13 protein-coding genes and 3 pseudogenes are annotated in these 21,005 nt (G+C 39.3%); 3 read left to right on the top strand and 13 right to left on the bottom strand.

What is annotated here, in order from left to right; genetic code table 11:
- Nucleotides 1-84 precede the first annotated feature (84 nt).
- The 7 genes from PCY10_RS01165 to pcrA all read right to left on the bottom strand — a co-directional run bounded on the left by PCY10_RS01165 (nucleotide 85) and on the right by pcrA (nucleotide 9,295).
- A complete protein-coding gene (locus PCY10_RS01165) occupies nucleotides 85-1,098 on the bottom strand; it encodes an alpha/beta hydrolase (protein ID WP_003076585.1) in 1,014 nt (337 codons plus the stop codon).
- A 5-nt stretch (nucleotides 1,099-1,103) separates the two neighbouring features.
- Nucleotides 1,104-1,592, bottom strand: a complete 489-nt coding sequence (locus tag PCY10_RS01160) for a GbsR/MarR family transcriptional regulator (RefSeq protein WP_021002572.1) — start codon at nucleotides 1,590-1,592, stop codon at nucleotides 1,104-1,106.
- 111 nt (nucleotides 1,593-1,703) lie between these two features.
- Nucleotides 1,704-3,449 (bottom strand): ABC transporter ATP-binding protein, encoded by a 1,746-nt coding sequence (locus PCY10_RS01155; RefSeq protein WP_021002571.1) that lies wholly within the window; start codon nucleotides 3,447-3,449, stop codon nucleotides 1,704-1,706.
- The gene (locus tag PCY10_RS01150) at nucleotides 3,442-5,208 is read right to left on the bottom strand and encodes an ABC transporter ATP-binding protein (protein WP_021002570.1); all 1,767 of its coding nucleotides are present in this window, start codon (nucleotides 5,206-5,208) and stop codon (nucleotides 3,442-3,444) included. Before PCY10_RS01150 ends, PCY10_RS01155 begins: the two co-directional genes overlap by 8 nt.
- A gap of 18 nt (nucleotides 5,209-5,226) precedes the next feature.
- Complete coding sequence (locus PCY10_RS01145; protein ID WP_021002569.1) at nucleotides 5,227-5,838, bottom strand: TetR/AcrR family transcriptional regulator; 612 nt, start codon at nucleotides 5,836-5,838, stop codon at nucleotides 5,227-5,229.
- Between the two features lie 747 nt (nucleotides 5,839-6,585).
- Nucleotides 6,586-6,987 (bottom strand): NUDIX pyrophosphatase, encoded by a 402-nt coding sequence (locus PCY10_RS01140; protein ID WP_021002568.1) that lies wholly within the window; start codon nucleotides 6,985-6,987, stop codon nucleotides 6,586-6,588.
- Between the two features lie 25 nt (nucleotides 6,988-7,012).
- Nucleotides 7,013-9,295: a DNA helicase PcrA gene (gene pcrA / locus PCY10_RS01135; protein WP_301558752.1), complete on the bottom strand. Its 2,283-nt coding sequence runs from the start codon at nucleotides 9,293-9,295 to the stop codon at nucleotides 7,013-7,015.
- Between the two features lie 149 nt (nucleotides 9,296-9,444).
- Between pcrA and PCY10_RS01130 the strand changes: the two genes are divergently transcribed.
- A complete protein-coding gene (locus PCY10_RS01130; RefSeq protein WP_301558751.1) occupies nucleotides 9,445-10,644 on the top strand; it encodes a cation diffusion facilitator family transporter in 1,200 nt (399 codons plus the stop codon).
- Between the two features lie 233 nt (nucleotides 10,645-10,877).
- On the opposite strand, the pseudogene PCY10_RS01125 reads toward PCY10_RS01130, so the two are convergent.
- From PCY10_RS01125 to PCY10_RS01105, 5 genes and pseudogenes are all read right to left on the bottom strand, one after another.
- Nucleotides 10,878-11,137: pseudogene (locus tag PCY10_RS01125) on the bottom strand (amino acid ABC transporter permease); the annotation flags it as partial.
- Nucleotides 11,138-11,313: 176 nt separating this feature from the next.
- On the bottom strand, nucleotides 11,314-11,871 hold the full coding sequence (lepB, locus tag PCY10_RS01120) for a signal peptidase I (RefSeq protein ID WP_082312289.1): 558 nt from the start codon (nucleotides 11,869-11,871) through the stop codon (nucleotides 11,314-11,316).
- Nucleotides 11,872-12,033: 162 nt separating this feature from the next.
- Nucleotides 12,034-13,536 (bottom strand): pyruvate kinase, encoded by a 1,503-nt coding sequence (gene pyk, locus PCY10_RS01115; protein ID WP_003072239.1) that lies wholly within the window; start codon nucleotides 13,534-13,536, stop codon nucleotides 12,034-12,036.
- A 58-nt stretch (nucleotides 13,537-13,594) separates the two neighbouring features.
- Entirely contained in the window at nucleotides 13,595-14,605 is a 1,011-nt protein-coding gene (pfkA, locus tag PCY10_RS01110) for a 6-phosphofructokinase (RefSeq protein ID WP_003032502.1), read from the bottom strand.
- Nucleotides 14,606-14,687: 82 nt separating this feature from the next.
- The gene (locus PCY10_RS01105) at nucleotides 14,688-17,789 is read right to left on the bottom strand and encodes a DNA polymerase III subunit alpha (protein WP_301558750.1); all 3,102 of its coding nucleotides are present in this window, start codon (nucleotides 17,787-17,789) and stop codon (nucleotides 14,688-14,690) included.
- A 131-nt stretch (nucleotides 17,790-17,920) separates the two neighbouring features.
- Between PCY10_RS01105 and PCY10_RS01100 the strand changes: the two are divergent.
- Nucleotides 17,921-18,156 (top strand): annotated as a pseudogene (locus tag PCY10_RS01100) (GntR family transcriptional regulator); the annotation flags it as partial.
- A gap of 9 nt (nucleotides 18,157-18,165) precedes the next feature.
- A pseudogene (locus PCY10_RS01095) lies at nucleotides 18,166-18,464 on the top strand (ATP-binding cassette domain-containing protein); the annotation flags it as partial.
- Nucleotides 18,465-18,627: 163 nt separating this feature from the next.
- Here PCY10_RS01095 and recJ read toward each other — a convergent pair.
- Nucleotides 18,628-20,862, bottom strand: a complete 2,235-nt coding sequence (gene recJ / locus PCY10_RS01090; RefSeq protein ID WP_301558749.1) for a single-stranded-DNA-specific exonuclease RecJ — start codon at nucleotides 20,860-20,862, stop codon at nucleotides 18,628-18,630.
- Nucleotides 20,863-21,005: the final 143 nt, after the last annotated feature.

Raw genomic sequence — 21,005 nt, 5'->3', positions numbered from 1 at the left:
AAATTCATTAATCTACTTCTCACGACTATCAACTATTATACCATTCCTGCCAATAAATGAAAAACAGCAAGCCATTGGCTTGCTTTAGCTGTTCTGAATTGTGTCTTTAAACTCCAGCAAAGCTTGGATATAGCAACGAGGTTTAAATGCATGGATGACATGGTTGGCTGGAATTTTTTTGTAAATAGTCTGTGGCGCCAGCTCCAGAATATGCTGAACATCTTGGTCATCTAGAGCCCCAACTAGACCGTACTTCTCATATCTTTTCCAGTTAGCATGGAGAAATAGTATTGGACAAGTGCTTGCTTTCAGGGCTTCAGCATGATGAATACCTTGATAAAATCTGCCATCCACAAAAGCGCGAGCAAAATCTGGATCAAACATGGACAGTGATTTCAGAAGCAGCTTCAAAGCAGATGGAAAACCAACTTCCAGTGGCTGATTGGGGTGATTGGTTTGAAATTTCTTGATACGCTTTGATAATAAACGAATCATCCAGTCAGGCATTTTTTTAACCCGATTCTCCGAGACAGGCATCTCCTGACCTGAAAAATAATCCGCCAAATCACGATTGTCCAAATCCCCTATTTTTTCTACCATATGCTTGAGACCATTGTAGACAAAACGGTCCCTCTCCTTAAAACGAGGCATCTCTGCTGAAAAGACAGGAGCATCCTCAATGACAATTCCTGCTACTTCCGAACCCAAATTGGCTGCACACCAAAGAGCGATAATACCTCCTGAAGAATTTCCCGAAATGATTACTTTCCCTTGGACGACATTGTCAATAAAGGAACGCATATCCTGACCGATTGTAGACCAAGAATAATCTCCTGGTGTCCAGCTGGACTTGCCATGCCCCCGAATATCAATAGCATATACCTTGAACTGCTGAGAAAGAGGAATCAGGACTTTGCCATAAGATTCCCAAGTTCCCATTTGAGCTGGAATAAGCAGAAGATTGGGTCCATTGTCCGGTCCCACAACATAATTCAGTTTAACCTGTCCTGTATCATAGAGTTTTTCTTCAAAACCCGCCCGAATGAGTTTTTTGTCTCCAATATTTCCCGATAAATATTGATAAGGATTTTCATACATTTTCGTCACCTTCTTTGCTTGTCTCTGATATGTTTCTGCCAAGCCTTCAACATTTCCTCCTGATAATGAGCCTGGATATCCAGCCATGCTTTCATGTCTTCTAACTGCTGGTGCTCGAGCGAATCTTCAGCCAGTTCCTGCTGCCCCCTTTCAACAATCTGCTTGATTGGAAATAAAGCTTCTTTTCGATGTTCTAGAACTCGTTCCCAAGCCTGGGGGGAAAATCTAAAATAGTCAATCCTATCTCCAGGAAAGGTAACCTTTTCTATCCAGCCATTGAGCATCAATGCTCGAATATTGGTAGAAATACTGCTCCTGCTTGCTTGAAGGAGGGCCGACATATCTTCTGCTGACAAAGGTTCTCCAAAAATAAGGCTCAAACCAAAAATCCGACCCCCAATTCGCGGAATACCATAACCTTCATAAATGGCAGCAATATTCTCAATAAACTTTTGTAACTCTGGCTTTAAACTAATCTTCTTTTTCTGATTCATATCTGTTACCTCTTACCTATAATATACCTCTTTCACTCATTTCAGTCAAGACTGAAACAAATGAAATCAAACGTAAAAAAAAACCGCTGATTTACAACGGTTTAAATACTATCACTCCCCCATCTCAATCCGCCAGCTGGCGGCTGTTTTTCTTTCTTGGATAAACTTACTGTAGATACCTTGTTTGGCCAGTAAGTCTTGGTGTTTGCCTTGCTCAACAATGCGGCCTTGATCCAGCACCAAAATCTGGTCTGCGTGCTCAACTGTCTTGAGCCGGTGGGCAATCATGATAATAGTCTTATCGCGAGTCAAGGCCTGAATAGCCTGCATGAGGGCTTCTTCGTTTTCTGGGTCAACATTGGCTGTTGCTTCATCCAGAATGATAATAGGAGCATCCTTGATAATAGCCCGAGCGATAGAAATGCGCTGGCGCTCACCTCCAGAAAGACTAGCACCTCCTTCACCAATCTTGGTGTCATAGCCATCAGGCAGTGAGAGGATAAAGTCATGACAGGCAGCTTTCTTGGCAGCCTCTATTACTTCTTCCTGACTGGCCTCCGGCTTGCCAAAACGAATATTATTAGCAATAGTATCCTCAAAGAGATAGACGCTTTGGAAGACAAAACTGAAATTACGAATCAGGCTGTCATAGCTGTAGTCCCTGACATCATGTCCGTCCAAACTGATACTTCCCTGATCCACATCCCAGAAGCGGGCAATGAGGTTGCAGAGCGTTGTTTTACCTGATCCAGAAGGTCCAACCAAAGCAGTTGTCGTTTTTTCAGGAATAGTGAGGGAAACTTGGTCAATGATTTTCTTATTTCCATAAGAAAAGCTAACGTCTCTCAGCTCAATCCGACTGCTCTTAGGCTCAATATCCTGACCACTGATGTCCATCGGCTGGATAGCCAAAACTTGATTGACCATGTCAACCGACAAATCAACAATGCGCAGGAGAGAAGAGAAAGAGCCGACGCCGTCTAGATTTTCATAAATCATAAAGCCACTGACAATCATCATAATGGTTACCAGCAGCTCCATACTGCCATTGAGATAAAAGTAGATAGAGAAAAGCCCCATAAAGAGACCGGTCAGCTTGGTCACGATGCCTTGAAGGGCAATGTAAGGTGAGGTCACAAGTGTCATTTTGGTATCTAGCTGACTCTTGCCTTCAATAGCCTTGGACAGCTTCTTGGCAGAACGGTTGACCAGATCGTAGTTCTTAACTTCAGCAATCCCTTGGCTATACTCCAAAACAACGGCTACCAGATCCATATCCGCCTGATACTTGCCATCAGAAACCTTGCCAACTTGCCAACGCATGAGGGTATTGGGCAGGAGAAAGAGGACAAGACCCACCAAGAGAACCAGACCAACCCGCCAGTCATAGAGAAAGACCAAAATAGTGATGAGACCAGTCGTCAGAAAGCCCTGCACAGTCATCATAATCACTCGCGTAGCTACATCAGACAACCCTTCCAGCGTATTAGTCGTAACACTAGTAATCTTGCCCAAGCTATTTTTATTAAAGTAACCCATGGGCAGATAGCGCATGTGCTCGGCAATTTCAATCCGCTTCTGAGCACAGGTATGATAGCCCGCTTCCGTCTGCAGCATAGTGATTTTTAGTGTAATCCAGACGTTTAGAACAGTTGATACCAACATGATAGCCAGAGCCAGCCAAAAGGTCTGCATAGAGAGATTCTTCTCAATCAGTCCCATAACGACTAGGCCAATTGCTGGGATACGCAGAGCGATGATAAAGGACTTGATGATGCCCAGATAAATGGATTGATAAAATTTCCTACGGTCCTCTGCCGTACAGAAATCAAAGAATTTCTTCAGTATATTAAGCATGAGTCAGCCCTCCTTCCATCTCACTATTATCCCTGGTAGCAATATGGGCCTGCCACATGAAAGCATAAAGTGGACTTGTTACCAGCAATTCTTCATGCCGACCTCTAGCTTCAATCCGACCATCATTGACCAGGACTATCTGGTCTGCACTCATAATTGTAGACAGCCTGTGGGCAATGACAATCAAGGTCCGTCCCTCAATCAGACGAGCTAGACTGGACTGAATCCGTGCTTCATTTTCCGGATCTGTATAAGCAGTCGCTTCATCCAAAATAAGAATCGGCGCATCCTTAAGCATGGCACGGGCGATGGCAATCCGCTGACGCTCCCCGCCAGATAGATGACCGCCGCCAGAGCCTACTTGAGTTTCAAAGCCAGCTTCCAAGTTCATGATGAAGTCATAACAGCCGCAGCGGCGAGCAATTTCGATGACCTCTTCGTCAGATGCTGCTGGATTTCCCATCCGGATATTTTCCATAATAGTCTCGTCAAAAAGATAGTTATCCTGGGTCACGTAAGCAATCTGCTGACTGTAATAGTCTAGCGGAAGCCGGCAAATATCCAAGCCACCATAGGTGATCTGACCAGAAGTGACATCCCAGAAAGAAGCTAGAAGCTTGGCAATTGTAGACTTACCTGAGCCTGATGGCCCAACTAAAGCATTGATGCTGCCAGCCTTAATATCTAGCGAAATGTCATGCAGTACTTCCTCTTCATCTGTATAGCCAAAGCTGACATCTGTCATGACCAGATCCCTTCCTTTTGGAAGTTCTATCAGCTCCTGAGGTCTTTTCAAATCAGGCTTTTCCAAAATATCGATCACTTGACCAAAAATAGTCCCGATTTTCCGTAAATCGTCCATGTAACTAGCCACTAAAATCAGAGGAGTCAGAAGACTGAGCGACAGAATGATCATTAGAATGAAATTGCTGGCAGTCAAGCTACCTTGCAGATAGAAATAACAGCCAGCCGGCAGCAGAAAGAGCAAGCCTGATGGCAGAAAAGCAGTCACAATGCCCATCTCTAGATTAAACTTGCGCATCCACTCAATAAAGCAGTCTGCTCCTTCTCTAGCAGCCGTCACAAACTTATCGTAAGAGAACTTTTCCTTGCCAAAAACCTTGATAACTTCAATCCCATTGATATATTCCACCGCCGTATCATTGAGCTTTTTGGTCTTGACCAGAGTATTTTGGTAGTCTGCTTCGCTATTGGCAACCATCCGCATATAGGCCAATGCCACAATGGGAATAGTTAGGAGGGACAGTAAGGTCAGCCGCCAATCGATGACCAGCATGGCAATGAGAACAATAATCGGACCAAAAATCCCAGCGGTAAACTCTGGAATCAGGTGAGCCAAGGTCGTTTCGGTCGCATCCACCCGCTCAACGATAATGTTCTTATAACTCCCCGATGACTGACTGAGCACTGTACCAAGAGGCAGCCTAGCCAGCTTGTCTGTCAGGCGGCGCCGCATTTCCGCTAAAATCTTAAAAGTAGCCGTATGCGACAGCATGGTGGAAATACCGTGGAATCCCCAGTAACCAATCCAAGCCAGACCCACCCAAGCAGACTGCTGCAGGTAGAAATCCCAGTTTTTATTGCCAGTCAAGAGCTGATTAATCATTCCACCAATAAAGAAATAAGGCAGAAAACCTGAAATCACAGAGGCGAAGGCAAAAATCAGACTGAGTACAAAATATAGCTTATGAAGGGAGACAAAGTCCCAGATCCAAGCAAGGACAGATTTTTTCTTCATAGAATTTCCTTCTTTCTATCAAAAACCTAGCAAACTTCCCCAATCAAACAAATCCATGATGGAATGGCAAAATTCCATCGCCTGCTCTTGGGACCAGTCTTGCGCCAAAGGCTCAAATACAGCTGTGTAATAAGCTGTCATGCACGATCGCAGAAACTCATGTTTAACCAAATGATTGATTTTCCCCTCTTTATAAGCCAGCTCCAAATAGCGATAAGTCTCATCTGTAGCCAAATGAGGCAGATGAATCCTGAAGTCTTCCTGCGAAGACCCCTGAGATTTAAACAGCAGCAGTTGCATGTTATCCTTATGCTCATAGAGAATCCGCATCAGAGACTGGAGATCCTCTAAACGATGGGCCCACATATCAGACAGATGTCCTTCTTCTAGCAAAGCATAGTCACGTTGCTTCTGCTCCTGTCCATACCAGTCTAGCGCATCCAGAGTAGGCTCAAGCAGGGCTGTAAAGAGACTGTCCTTACTTTCATAGCGCTTATAAAGCGCACCAGTCGTCAAGCCAGCAGCGCGACAAATTCTCCGCAGTGAAGCATCCTGATAGCCATAAGCTAAGAGCTCACTCCTTGCGCTCTCCAAGATTTTTTTGTTTAACTCATCAGTTTCTTTTTTCATGATTTTAATTTGATAACACCGTTATCGCCTTTCTACCTTTATTATAAATTCTGACAATTCTAATGTCAAGAGGTAATAAAAAAGATTCTATAACATCTGTATTAGCGAAATCCATTTTGGAAATTACAAAGCCTTTTGAATGCATGAAAAAGTTCCATATGGCTTATAACGAAAAGCATCACATGGAACAACTCCATAATATGACAGAATTGATTAGAATTAGAGACAGGAATATCACTTGAAATAAAGCTTTTAAGTATGAAACTCATATTGAGGTAATCACCTATCTAGACTATACCCCTCTAAACATAAACACTACAAGGATAAATAGATAAAATACGACTACCAAAAGCCTTCTAAGATTCCTTTAATCGAAATTAGCGATTTCTCAGTTCTTACTAAAGACATCGCCTCTAATTAACCCTTTCAACGTCTGCTGTTATCGTAAACTCAACCACATTCAGTTTAAAGAGAAGTAGCCTATTTTACCTGAAGTTCTCTTCTGGAATGAATTCTATTATCAGAAATCCAAGTTAACTTATATTGCTCAGAATTATGAAACTCAGAAACCCATTACAATCCTTTATAGTAAAAGACAAACAACCATACGAAACTTCTTCAAGTATTTCAAAGAGGCTAGAAATAGTATCAAACCATATTACTAACTCCCTTCAAACTTGAAGCTACAAAGAATGCTTAGCAAAGACATCAAACATCAGGCCACGACTACTTTCTTTCATTGCTCTCCTAGCTTAATTTTTCTACTACCATTTGAAACGTCTCTTGATTACTCTGCCAATACAATATATCAGGAACAGTTTTAACTTTTGTCCACATAAAATCAACGTGTTCATCAGAAATACGAATATCCTTCCGCTTCGTTTCCATGAGAAAAAGTGTTTTAAAAATGGATAAGTCTTCATTCATAACAACAGTATGATGTCCGATTTTCAAAAGTTTTGTTAGAGTAGTTTTCAGTCCAGTTTCTTCAAAAATCTCCCGAATACAGGCAACTTCAGGAATTTCACCATTCTCAATACCACCAGTAATCGGTTGCCAAAAAGAAAATTGATCCGTTTTAACTTTTAAGAGTAACATTTCCCTGATAATCGGATTATAAATCCAAACTTCGATGGAATATTTTATCATAACAACTCCTTCTTACATTTAGATGTTATTTTTTCTCAATTGGTGCAACACTTGCTAACAATTTCTTTAATCCAACCTCTGGAAAATTAATTTTTAGTTCTAGGCTACTACCGCTACCTGACACCTCCAATACAGTTCCATCTCCCCATTTTTTATGGTGCGCAATATCACCGATAGCCCAATTCAAATCTGGTTGAGTAGCCTCTATATTCTTGCCAAATGGCAACTGACTTGAGGAAATACTACTTGGTCCAACTTGCCGTTTGCGTGCTTGTAATGCTTGAGCGAGACTCGTCCCTTGACCAAACTGGACGTTTTTTCCATTTACATAGGAAGCTTTAAAAGATGTATTGGCCGGTCGAGCTAATCCTTGGTAATTCAATAAATCCGAACTAATTTCATCGAGAAAACAAGTTGGTCGATTGTAATTAGTTTTCCCATACAGCAAACGCGAGTTAGCATTGGTCAGAAACAAGACTTTTTCAGCACGAGTAATTCCAACATAGGCCAATCGGCGCTCTTCCTCTAATTCGTCTTCCTCTTCAGTTGCCCGACTAAGTGGGAAGACATTTTCTTCCATACCGATAATGAAAACCACTGGAAATTCTAACCCCTTGGCAGCATGTAGCGTCATAAGTGTCACTTCTGAACTTTCCTGAGTGCCAGCGTCATCTGTGTCCGCAACCAAAGCCAGATCATTAAGGAAACGGCTTAACTTATCAAGCCCCGTTTCTTCTGTATCATTTTCAGAATGTTCATCAAAATTTTTGGTAACCGATAAGAATTCTTCAATATTTTCAATTCGAGCCTGACTTTCCAGCGTCCCTTGAGCTACTAATTGCTCAGTATAACCCGTCTTTTCGATAACTATTTCCACCAATTCTGTCACCGTCAACTCATCTAGTCGCTCACGAAGATTCAAAATGAGATTGGCAAAGTCAAAAACTGACTGAGCAGCTTTCCCTTTGACAAGTGAAAGCATAATCTGTGAGGAGGCTTCTAAAAGAGACACATTTTGACTAGCTGCAAAATTCCGAATCTTCTCTACTGTTCCCGGACCAACACCACGCTTGGGCTCATTCACCACCCGCTCATAGCTGATGTTATCACTAGGGTTGGCAATGAGATTTAGATAGCTAATGACATCCCGTATTTCCTTACGGCTATAGAATTTGGTGCCCCCCACCATGGTATAAGGAATATTGGCCTTAAGGAGGGCTTCTTCCACTGTCCGTGATTGAGCATTGGTCCGGTAAAGAACTGCAAAATCCTTATGACTGTAGCCTTCTCGGGTCAGCTGTTCAATGGTTCGAGCGACAAAGAGAGCTTCATCCTGCTCGTCATTAGCTCGATAGTAGACAATTTCTTCGCCATCTTCATTCTGAGTCCAGAGATTTTTAGGACGGCGATTGCGGTTATTTCGAATAACCTCATTAGCTGCCTGAAGGATGGTCTTGGTAGAGCGATAGTTTTCTTCTAGAAGAACGACTTTAGCTTCAGGATAATCTTTTTCAAAATCCAAGATATTTTGCATGTCGGCTCCCCGCCAGCCATAGATAGACTGGTCGGCATCTCCAACCACACAGATATTCTTAAAACGAGAAGCCAAGAGCTTGACCAGCTGATACTGGGCATGGTTGGTATCTTGATACTCGTCTACATGGATGTACTGGTAACGTTGCTGGTAATAGGTCAGGACGTCAGGATTTTGGTCAAAAAGCCGCAGGGTCAACATGATCAAATCATCAAAGTCCATAGCCTCTGACTGGCGCAGTTCCTTTTGATAAGCTGTATAGCACTTAGCCACAATTTCTGTATACGTATCACCAGCCATATTCTCATAGGCCACCTCATCAATCAGGTCGTTCTTGGCATTGGAAATGGTGCCCAGAATGGCGCGCTCATTCCACTTCTTAGGATCGAGATTGAGATTTTTGAGAATCCGCTTCATCAAGGTCCGCTGCTCTCCCGGATCAACAATGGTAAAATTGCGATTGTAACCAATATGATCTGCTTCCCGTCGCAGGATGCGCACACACATCGAGTGAAAGGTCGCAATCAAGCAATCCTCAGTTGCTGGATTTAAAGAAAATGCCCGCTCCTTCATTTCCCTAGCTGCTTTATTGGTAAAGGTAATCGCCAAAATATTCCAGGGGTTAACTAATTTTTCATCAATCAAATAAGCAATACGGTGGGTCAGTACCCGAGTCTTACCCGAACCAGCCCCCGCCATAATCAGCAAAGGTCCGTCTGTCGTTTGAACTGCCTCCGCCTGCCGATCATTCATACCAGTTAATAAGGGATTCATCTTTTTTCCTCTTTCAAAGTCAATGGTTCTATTATAACAAAAATCACTCGTAAGCTAAACTAGAAAGAATATTGCTTTATTTCTCGGTTCATAAAAGTTTGAAAAATCACGTAAAAAGCGTTATAATAAATTTTCTGAAAGGAAAACTTATGAATAATCCAGCAAAAAATCTTAAACTCGCAGAGCGCGGTGCTATTTTAGCTATTGTAACCTACATCGTCTTATCAATTGCTAAAATTATTGCTGGCTCTACCTTACAATCCTCCAGTTTGACAGCCGATGGTTTTAACAATGTTTCAGATATTGTGGCTAATATTGCCGTCTTGATTGGACTACGTATGGCACGTGAGCCAGCTGACACTGATCATAAATTTGGTCACTGGAAAATGGAGGATCTTGCAAGTCTTGTCACATCTCTTATTATGTTTTTTGTTGGATTTGATGTTTTAATTGATACTGTTCAAAAGATTATTTCACGACAAGAAACAACCATTGATCCTTTAGGAGCTATGGTTGGGATTATCTCTGCTTTGATGATGCTAGGAGTGTATTTTTACAACAAATCCTTAGCAAAAAAAGCACATTCTAAAGCGCTTGATGCTGCTGCAAAAGACAATTTATCTGATGCTATTACCTCACTTGGCACAACAATTGCAATCATCGCAAACGCTTTGCATTTTCCAATTGTAGATCAGTTGGTTGCCATCATTATCACTTTCTTCATTCTTAAAACAGCTTACGAAATTTTTATGGAATCTTCTTTTAGTTTGTCAGACGGTTTTGATGAAAATCTTTTAAAAGAATATAAAGAAGCCATTTTAGAAATTCCGAAAATCTCTCGTGTCAAATCACAAAGAGGGCGTACCTACGGCAGCAATATCTACCTTAATCTCATTTTAGAGATGAGCCCTGACTTATCTGTCTATGAAAGCCACGAGATTGCTGATCAGGTTGAAAACGTGCTTAAAGAACGCTTTGGAGTTTTTGATATCGATATCCACATTGAGCCCGCTCCTATTCCTGAAGATGAAATATTAGACAATGTTTATCGAAAACTATTTATGAGAGAACAATTGGTGGAGCAGGGAAGTCAATTAGAAGATTTACTTGCACCTGAATTTATTTACATTTCTGAAGACGGCAGCCAACTAAATAAAAAAGAATTTCAAATCGAAAAAGGAAAGCAATCTCCTATTAAAAATTTCCAACTAACTTCTATCAGCCAAAAAACCAAACTCATTTGTTATGAAGAAAATGGAATTATCCACACAAGTCTTTGGCGCCGTCATGAAACATGGCAAAATATTTTCCACCAAGAAACACGAAAAAAAGAGAATAAACAAGAATAGAATCTGTTTATATTATCTCGCTCTGCTAGATCGATTCGGTACTATACTTAAACAAATCGACTGGGAAAATAGTATCCTAGTCGATTTTATTGAGGAAATTATCAATAAGATGAAATAATTTATCACTCTATTCTCATAATCAACAAATTAACAGTCACAATTCCCTCACTAAAACAGTATTCCTAGAATAGGCTCTCATTATTGCTTTCATTTTTCTGTAGGTGATTTGCACATTAAATCAAGTACTCTCTCATTTTTGACTTCATCGATTGCAATATCTTTATAAAACCAATCAAGATAAGGTAATAGCCCCTGCCATAAACATCAGTGCTAAACTTGCATCACGATTGGCTACAGTCCGACTAGCTAAGATAAAGTCAGAAATACCAAGAGCATAAACAAGAGACCTATCTTTTACGAACATCAGTACTTCGTTCAAGATGCTTGGAAGGACCACCTTGATAACTTAAGGCAAAATAATAAACCATATCGTTTGAAATGATGTAAGCTTCAAAAATATAATGTATGCATACACCTCCTAAATAAATATTTATTATTATACAAATTTTTTATATCATCAGCATTATATTGCAAATATATACATAGAAATCAATGATTCTCATAAAAAGTGTATGTTCTAAAGAATAAAAAAAAACAAAATAGAAAAAACTATTTTGTTTTTATAAATCCAAATTCTTGAAGCGGAAGTACTCTAAATGAGATAACTCCTTTGATCTGTTTCTTAGAAATCAAACCAAACTTTCGACTATCTTCCATATTTTGCCGATTATCATTTAAAATCAAATAAGACTGCGTTGGAATTTTATTTGTATTCGATTTGGTCAATGTCTGGATAGTAAAATCATGAGTAAAATAACCAGTATTATTAGCTTTTGCTAAGTATTTTTCCTTATCTTTTGTTAAATAATCTTCTGACTTGATTTTATTATTCAAGTAAAGTACATCATCCATGTAGACGACAGAATCATTTCCTACGCCAATAACACGTCCGACATGCTTTTTCCCTTTCACCTCGTATAATACAAAGTCATCTCTTTTTATCTGTTCATTTTTATTAGCAATGACAACATCTTTCTCTTGTAAAAAATGATTCGCATCTTTTGTAGTAATGCTATACGGTGTAAAAATAAAAATTCGCAGACAAACGATCGTTATTGCGATGACAGATAAAAAAATAACATTTCTAATTAAATCTCTCTTTACCATTCTCTCTCCTCTCCTTTTATCATTATATCATGTTTTCAGAAAATAAACAAAGGTGGAAAAAGTTAATTCCTATTCCTGTTTTTTATTTACAAGTAAAAAGCCTTATCAATCAAGCGATAAAACCGTTGACTGATAAGGTTCTTTTCTTTATAATAAGACAAATTAACGTACTGTACGAATACGCATAGTGTTTGTTCCACCAGTTCCAACTGGTACACCAGCCACAATCACAATATTGTCGCCAGATTCCACAAGACCACTTGCAAGAGCAACTTTTTCAGCAACTTCAAACATATCATCAGTTGATGCAGGTTTTTCAGTTACAACTGGAATGACACCCCAATTCAACATCAATGAACGTTGAGTCAATTCATCAAATGTTACTGCTAAAATATCAGTATCAGGACGATACTTAGAAATCAAACGTGCAGTGTTACCTGTTTCAGTAATTGTCACAACCAATTTGATGTCCATTGAGTTTGTAGCATCTTTAACAGCTGAAGCAACAACCTCTGTCTTAGAGCTACGAGCATAGTCAACTGATGACAAACGTCCATATTCATTCAAGAGAGTTTGAGCATTTTTATCAATTGTTGCCATTGTCGTTACAGATTCAAGTGGATATTTACCATTTGCAGATTCACCTGAAAGCATTGTCGCATCTGTTCCATCAATAACAGCATTGAACACATCTGATACTTCTGAACGAGTAGCACGTGGTTTTTCAGTCATTGTTTCAAGCATATTTGTTGCTGTAATAGCAATTTTACCAGCAGCATTGACTTTTGTGATAATCATTTTTTGGTAAACTGGAACCATTTCAAATGGTACTTCGATACCCATGTCACCACGAGCAATCATGATACCGTCAGCAGCTTCGATGATTTCATCCAAGTTTTCGATACCTTGTTGATTTTCGATTTTAGCAAACAATTTCACATGTCCATTACCAGTCTCTTCACAGATTGCACGAACTTCATTGACATCCTTTGCAGTACGTACAAATGAAATAGCAATGAAGTTGATTCCTTGTTCTAAACCAAAGCGAATATCGTCATTATCACGTTCAGCAAGTGCTGGGAAAGGAATTTTTGTATTTGGAATATTAACACCTTTTTGTTTAGCGATAACACCGTCGTTTTCAACTTCTACTTCAAATTCACGTGTAGCAGGATCTTTTGCAATAACACGAAGGCCAAGTTTTCCATCGTCAACAAGAACTTGTTTTCCAACTTCAACATCGTCATAAATATCAAGGCCACCTGCAACATTCAAAGCGATAACTTCGCGAGTAGATTTAATACCTTGTTTAGTTGCAACACGGATCTTTTCACCCGTTTTGTAAGAGTATTCTTTAGCGTCGCCTTCAAATAATTCTGTACGAATTTCAGGACCTTTTGTGTCAAGAAGATAACCAACTTTTTGACCAGCAATTTCTTCGGCACGATGAACAGTAGCCATACGGTCACCTTGTTCTGCGTGGTCACCATGTGAGAAGTTGAAACGGAAAGTGTTTGCTCCGGCCTCAATCAATTTAGCGATATTTTGTGCAGATGATTCAACATCAAGTTTTTCACTCCAATATCCATCTTCACCAAATTTTTTACCACCACGGATTTCTACCGCAGGACCTAAAGTTGCAACGATTTTTACACGTTTATTCATGATATATGAAAACTCCTTTATATTTAATGGTCTTTATGACCAGAATAACAAATTAAAATTACATTGAAATGCTACGGTTTAATTTAGCAAGATCAAGATCAGCTTTATGTGGATTATTAACAATAATCTTACCGTCTTCTGTTAAACTAAACAAAGCACCTTCTTCTGCTGTACCTAAAATTGGATTTTCAACCATTTGTTCGTTGCGAATACCAACTGCAACACCGCCAATCCCTTTTTTAAGCAAACTAACAGCATGTGCTCCCATACGTGAAGCAAGAACACGGTCACGGGCAGTTGGTGAACCACCACGTTGAATATGTCCAAGTTCCGTTACACGAAGATCACTCACATCACCAGCTTCTTTTAACTTTTTACCAAATTCATCCGCAGACATGACACCTTCTGCAAGAACGATAATGTTATGTTTCTTTCCTTCTTCGTAGCCACGTTTAATACTAGCTACAATATCTTCGATTTTGAAGTCTTCTTCAGGAACGATGATTTCATCAGCACCTGTAGCAATACCAGCCCAGAGAGCAATATCTCCAGCATTACGTCCCATTACTTCAACAACAAAAGTACGACGATGACTAGATGATGTATCACGAATCTTGTCAATTGCATCCATTGCCGTCGTTACAGCAGTATCAAAACCAATTGTGAAATCTGTACCAACAATGTCATTATCAATCGTACCCGGTAATCCAACAGCAGGGAAGCCATGTTCTGTCAAACGCATAGCCCCATGATAAGAACCGTCACCACCGATAACCACAACTCCTTCAATGCCATGTTTTTTTAGTTGCTCAATTCCCTTTAATTGTCCTTCTAATTGGGCAAACTCTGGATAACGAGCCGAGTGAAGGAAAGTACCACCACGTGAAATAATATCCCCAACCGATGCAGCATCAAGTGGATAAATTTCACCAGCAACCATACCAGCATAGCCGTCATAGATGCCATAAACTTCCATTCCTTCTGAAATTGCTTTGCGAACAACTGCACGGATAGCAGCGTTCATACCAGGGGCATCACCACCACTAGTCAAAACAGCAATACGTTTCATTCGTTTGTGCTCCTTTTTCTTTTTACATTCACCCTTGATTATACCACAATCAAAATCAAAATTCTTCTTTTTTCCTAATTTTTTATTGATAAATCGTTTTCATGGTTATTTTCTTCAATTCTTCTTGTAATTTCTCTGATTTTTGAACACGATATTGAGGAATTGCTACTGTCTTTCTTTCATTTTCATAACGGATAACGACTGGAATATCTCCTCGAAATTGCTGTAAAATATCAGATATTTCTGCATCATATCCGTGATCTTCTACTTGTATCCAAAAGCGTTCTGTGACAACTTCCTGCAAACCATTTAAAATCATCTGTAAACGATCCTCACGTTTTTTAACTCGACCAGTCAGATAATAAAAGCCTTTTTCGTGCAAACCTTTGCTCAACTGTTTAAAAACGTCTGGAAAGACTGTCACTTCCATTTTTATTTTAGCATCACTCACTTGCAAGAATGCCATATTCTCACCTGTTTTGGTGCGAATGATACGGATAGATAAAATCTCTACTAAAATCGTTGCCAAACTGTTTTCAACCAAGTCTTGAATTGGTATAAAGGCGTGATCAGCAGCTTTTGTAAACTTTACCAAAGGATGTTCACTCAAACCAACTCCAATAATTTTCTTTTCTAGTTCGAATTTCTCTGCTTCTGTGTAATCTTCTCCGTCTATCCAGCTATAACTCGTATCTGCAAACAGGCTGCCCAGTTCATTGGCAAAGACAAACAGGTTCGGAAGATTTTGCAAGATTTTTTGGCGATTTTTTTCAAATATATCAAATAAACCAACTTCTACTAAAGGAGTTAGCAGCTGGACCTTATGATACTGTGTTGGTAATTTCAAGATGAAGTCTTCTACATTTGAAAATGGACGATTTTCAATAATCCAATAAGCAACATCGCGTGGCAGACCTTTAATATTTTTTAGTCCTAAATAAATATGCTTGTCTTGAATTTTATCTCTATAAGGAATGTTGTTGATATTTAAAGAAGCAATTTGAAAGCCGAACTCTAAAGCATCTGTAATATAGTCACTACTTGAATAATTCAGCATAATATCAAAGAAAATATCTGGATAGTGTGCCTTGAAATAAGCCAACTGAAAAGCAAGTGCAGAGTAAGCATAAGCATGACTGCGATTGAAACCATAACCTGCAAACTTTTCCATAACTGCAAACACTTCTTTTGCTTTGGTTTCAGAATGGCCAAACTTTCGAGCACCCGCGATAAACTCTGCTTCCATTTTGTGCATTTCGGCAGCATTTTTTTTACCCATAGCACGACGTAAAACATCAGCTTTCCCAAGAGAAAAACCTCCAAATCGTTGTGCTACTTGCATTACCTGCTCTTGATAAAGCATAATACCATAGGTTGGTAGTAAAATATCCTCCAAAGTTGGATCCAGCATTTCTACCTTTTCTTGCTCATGCTTCCTTTTTACAAAATTATCTATATAATCACTAGCTCCCGGACGGTTGAGTGATGTAGTGGCAACGATTTCTTCAAATTGCACAGGCTGAACACGCTTCAAAAGGTTAATAGCGCCTGCTTGCTCAAATTGAAAAATACCCTTGGTTCTACCCGCTGCAAAAAGCTGCAAGGTTATAGTATCCTCCAGGTCAATCTTTGCAATATTAATAGCGACACTGTACTTCTCCAAAACTGCTTCTTTCATTCGTTGAACAAAGGTCAGGTTGCGCAAGCCAAGAAAGTCCATTTTGAGCAAACCATTACTTTCAACACCATGCGCATCGTATTGTGTGATGTACATATCTTCCCCATATTTAAGTGGGATGTGATCTGTCAGGTCATTATCACTCATTACCACACCTGCTGCGTGAATAGAGGTCTGGCGCGGATTTCCTTCAATTTTTTTCGCAATTTCAAAGGCTTTTTGATATTCTAATTTGCTGTTGATAACCTGTCGAAAAGAAATATTTTTTTCATAAGCCGATGTCAAGCTATCTCGAAAACTAATTTTACGGGTGATATTAGTCAATTCATACTCTGGAACACCGTAACGCTTAAAAACATCACGAATTGCTTGCTTGGCTCCAAAAGTCGAATATGTCACGATTTGAGCCGCATGCATGGTTCCATACCGATCACGAACATAACGGATAAACTCTGGTCGATAGACGTCAGGAATGTCAATATCAATATCAGGCATTGTATAACGTTCTACATTTAAAAAGCGCTCAAAAAGGAGATTTTTTTCGACAGGATCAATTCCTGTAATATCTAGCGCATAGGCAACTAAACTTCCAACAGCAGATCCACGTCCCATACCCATATAGTAGCCTTGGCTACGACCAAAACGCAGTAAATCCCACACAATCAAAAAGTAATCATCAAAGCCCATTTGGTGGATGACAGACAGCTCTTGCTCCAAGCGTTCTTTATAAATGGAGGTTCCCAAACCTTTTCTCTCTAACCCTGTTTCTGCCTTTTCTCGTAACTCTTCTACCGCTAAACGTTCTGGATTAAAGCGTGGTAATTTTAGCTCTGTATTAATTTCATAATGAATGTTTGAAACCAACTGCTCCAAATTATCTAGACTTTCTGGGAAATTTTCTTGAAAGGCCTGTGTGAATTGCTCTAATGATAAGAAATACTCGTGAGTGGGTAAATTTCTAACTTCCCGCAAACTGCTATTTTCCCGAATAGCACACAGCATTTGTAAAGTCTCTAAATCCCCTGTATCAAAATAGCGAACAGTATGCAAAGGTACAGTTGTATGGTGGAACACTTGCTTTGGAGTATCAGGAAATACGCCAATATAAAATTCCCGTCCCAAGTCTAAAGCCTCGATACCTTCAAACACAGGCACAATAATGGCTACTCCTTCTAATAAATGTTGAAATTCTTCCCACTTTCTTTTTCCTATCATTTTCAATGTGGACAGTTTCATTAAATTGCGATAACCTTGACTATCGAGAGCTAAAAAACGAAGATTCAGAGGAACATCAACATACTCCAAGGTCATTTCCACACCTAAAAGCGGCTGAATTCCTTGCTCAGTCGCAATTTCCATAAAATGATAAGCTCCATAGAGATTGTCAATGTCCATCATCCCTAGAGCTTGATATCCTAAACTTTTAGCTGTTTTTACATATTTCTTTATCGAAATTAAACTATCCATAAAGGTATAAACCGTTTTGGTATCTAACTGAGCAATCATGGTCTTCTCCTTTGATTCTTCTCTTTTTCTATTATACTAAATTTCTATTTTGCTTGCTAAAGAAAAAAATACAGAAAGGAAGAATCATGAGTTGAGCTTTTCATAATAATCTGCCCATTTATTTACAAATCATGAACAGAATAAAATTACAAATCATCTCTAGTCAATTACAAGCTGAAGAAAAATTACTTGCTGCCAGAGAATTAGCTGCTAAAGCCAGAGTCAATCCGAATGCAATCCAACGAGCTTTATCTGACTTGGAACAAGAAGGATTTGTCTACTCTCAATGCACAGCAGGACGCTTTGTTACAAATGTTATGACTTGATTTCGAAATCTAGACAAAAATTATCTGAAGAGGATTTGAAATCGAAACTGGGAATTATTGGCTTACTCGGTCCAAATGGATCTGGAAAGACAACGATGATTAAACTCAGCAATGGGCTGCTCCAGTCAAATGATGGAAAAGTTCTCATCAATGGACTCCAACCATCACCAGAAGCTAAAAAAATGTATTTTATTTACCAGATACGACTTACCTAAATGAAAACATGAAAGTCAAAGATGCATTGCAGTATTTTAAATCTTTTTAGGTAGATTTGAAGATGGAGTGTGCTCAAGCATTGTTACAAGATCTTCACATTGATGAAAATATAACAATCAGAAAATTATTCAAAAGTGATTTTGCAATAACTCAAACAATTCAATAGTGACAACTTAATAAAAGAAAGTCATGAACTTCATCTTGCTCATGACTTTTTCATTATTTAAAGCTTCATAGCTCATTTCAGGTATTAGCTACAAAGACATGTTCTTTACCATAAAGAATCTATCGATCATCTAGTTTGAACATTCATCCTTTTCCATCAGATAATCATAAATTTCTTGAACAGTTCCTAGAGCCATCAGTTCCTGCTCCTTGACTATTTTTTTGAGTTCTTGATAAATATGACTACTCTCAATAGCCTTTTTTTCTGCTTCCTTGTTAACTCGCATCACTCCATCTTGAACCGTTACAAAACCCAGTTCTTCAAAAATTTGAATCATCTTTATGAGTAGAATTGAATCAATGTTGAGATAAGCAGCCAACTTTTTTAGTTTATAACGTATATCAAACTCCGGAAACTGATAAATCGTTTTATAGAGTTTGGCAAATTGGGCTCTCGTTCCAAAACCTGTCAGATAATAGGGGTGAACAATCTCATTTTTAAAGTAAATGGCTTCAAAATGTCCTTGTTGAATAATCATTTTTAGTTGTTCTAGTTGATTGGGGACGTCATAGACCACAACTGATCTACTATTTCCCAAATCAGGTATTTCTTCTGAAAAACGCAGAATAGGTACATTTTCAGGTAAGCGAGCATTTTTACCTCGAATATTAAAGAGCTGAATTCCGTTGACTCGAGCGTCTACCAACATAAGTTGCAGACTAGTCTGACCATTCCATTTGTTGACCGACAGAGTCACTGCTAACTCTAAATTTTTAGTTTGAGAAAATTCTGTGGCAAGTTCGCCTTGTCCAAAAGCTATTACATCAAAAGCAACATCAGCCTGAGAAATTTTTAGTTTCAGGTGAGCATTTCCTGCCCCCATAGTACGAGCATTTTCAACTTTAAAATCTTTTAAATAGAAAACAGGTTTTTTATTATCCATACCAAAAGGAGCAAGTTTTTCAAAGTTTTTAAGAGTTTCCAGCGTCAGATCTGGCAAAGCTAGTTCTTCATCCAAAAAAAGGTCATTCTTAGTAGACAAATCCAGCTGATTATTTTCAATATAGGCCGTCAAAACCTGACTGAGTTCTTCTAATCGACTGGCGTCAAGAGTCATGCCAGCTGCCCCAGCATGCCCACCAAAAGCTACAAATAACTCTCGGTGAGGATCTAGAGCTTCAAAAATATCAACTGCTTCAATGCTGCGAGCACTACCTTTTGCTAAACCATTTTCAATATTCAACACGATAATCGGCTGATGCAGCTCTTCTAAAAGTCGCCCTGCTACAATTCCCAAAACACCTGGATTCCAACCCTTGCCAGCTAGGACCTGAACAGGTTTCTTAGGATCGATCATAAACTTAGCTTCATCATAGATATGCTGCACCATCTCCTTGCGTTCGTCATTTTTCTGATTAATCATCAGGGCGATGTCACGCGCTTCTTCTTCATCAAAACCAGTCAGAAGTTCAATAGCAGGATTTGGATCATCCAATCGACCTAGAGCATTGAGTCTAGGAGCTATCTGAAAACCAACTATTTCTTCATCTACTTCATCTTCCTGAATGCCCGAAACCTTAAAAAGTTCTTGCAAGCCGATGCGCTGAGTGGTTTTCAAAATAGATAAGCCATATTTGACCAAAATCCGATTCTCACCTGTCAAGCTGACCATATCCGCAATAGTGCCGATAGCGACTAGATCCAACAACTCAATCTGCACTTCCTCTAAAAGAGCAGTCGCTAACTTAAAAGCCACCCCACAGCCAGCCAGATGCCTGAAAGGGTAATCTGCTCCGCTATGTTCCGGATGGACGATAGCATAGGCATTTGGCAGCTCCTCGGGCATAGAGTGGTGATCTGTTACGATGACATCCACTCCCATGGACTGGGCTAACTCAATTGCTTCATGTCCTGCAACACCATTGTCCACTGTAATAATGAGTGAGACTTCTTGATTTTCAATAAAATACTTGTAAACACTAGCATTAGGTCCATAACCATCTGTAAATCGATTGGGTAAATAGACTTGACACTCCGCTCCCAATTGTTCTAACGCTTCTTTAACAATAGAAGCTGAAGTCATCCCATCTGCATCATAATCGCCATAGATCAAAATCTGCTCATAGTTTTCAATCGCTTGACGAATGCGTACTACTGCCTTCTCCATATCATGAAGTTCATAAGGATCGTGTAGCTTGTCTAAACTAGCTTCTAGAAAGTCTCGCAGTGCTTCTTCTGTCTGAATCCCTCTCTGGTATACCAAATTGGCTACCGAAGGTTCCAATCCGAGTTTTTGAGCTTGTTTGATAAAGCCCTCATCTGAAAAATTTGTAGCAATTTGCCAATCATATTTTGATGTAATCATGAAATCATCTTTCTTTTACAATATAACTTTTATTATAACACGAAAAGACTAGCTTTCACTAGTCTGAACTTCTAATTTTATACATATAGCATTTTAAGCTATCCTACATAAATCAAACCTGTACAATTTGAATCAGACAGTTT

The organism is Streptococcus sp. SI1, from assembly GCF_030439945.1.
In the GTDB taxonomy this organism is placed as follows: Bacteria; Bacillota; Bacilli; order Lactobacillales; family Streptococcaceae; genus Streptococcus; species Streptococcus intermedius.
This window is presented reverse-complemented; position numbering and strand designations above follow the sequence as displayed.

What these genes read in the sequence shown, in the direction of transcription:
- PCY10_RS01165 (WP_003076585.1), bottom strand. Translation starts at nt 1,098, where the DNA reads ATGTATGAAAATCCTTATCAATATTTATCGGGAAATATTGGAGACAAA.
- PCY10_RS01160 (WP_021002572.1), bottom strand. Translation starts at nt 1,592, where the DNA reads ATGAATCAGAAAAAGAAGATTAGTTTAAAGCCAGAGTTACAAAAGTTT.
- PCY10_RS01155 (WP_021002571.1), bottom strand. Translation starts at nt 3,449, where the DNA reads ATGCTTAATATACTGAAGAAATTCTTTGATTTCTGTACGGCAGAGGAC.
- PCY10_RS01150 (WP_021002570.1), bottom strand. Translation starts at nt 5,208, where the DNA reads ATGAAGAAAAAATCTGTCCTTGCTTGGATCTGGGACTTTGTCTCCCTT.
- PCY10_RS01145 (WP_021002569.1), bottom strand. Translation starts at nt 5,838, where the DNA reads ATGAAAAAAGAAACTGATGAGTTAAACAAAAAAATCTTGGAGAGCGCA.
- PCY10_RS01140 (WP_021002568.1), bottom strand. Translation starts at nt 6,987, where the DNA reads ATGATAAAATATTCCATCGAAGTTTGGATTTATAATCCGATTATCAGG.
- pcrA (WP_301558752.1), bottom strand. Translation starts at nt 9,295, where the DNA reads ATGAATCCCTTATTAACTGGTATGAATGATCGGCAGGCGGAGGCAGTT.
- PCY10_RS01130 (WP_301558751.1), top strand. Translation starts at nt 9,445, where the DNA reads ATGAATAATCCAGCAAAAAATCTTAAACTCGCAGAGCGCGGTGCTATT.
- lepB (WP_082312289.1), bottom strand. Translation starts at nt 11,871, where the DNA reads ATGGTAAAGAGAGATTTAATTAGAAATGTTATTTTTTTATCTGTCATC.
- pyk (WP_003072239.1), bottom strand. Translation starts at nt 13,536, where the DNA reads ATGAATAAACGTGTAAAAATCGTTGCAACTTTAGGTCCTGCGGTAGAA.
- pfkA (WP_003032502.1), bottom strand. Translation starts at nt 14,605, where the DNA reads ATGAAACGTATTGCTGTTTTGACTAGTGGTGGTGATGCCCCTGGTATG.
- PCY10_RS01105 (WP_301558750.1), bottom strand. Translation starts at nt 17,789, where the DNA reads ATGATTGCTCAGTTAGATACCAAAACGGTTTATACCTTTATGGATAGT.
- recJ (WP_301558749.1), bottom strand. Translation starts at nt 20,862, where the DNA reads ATGATTACATCAAAATATGATTGGCAAATTGCTACAAATTTTTCAGAT.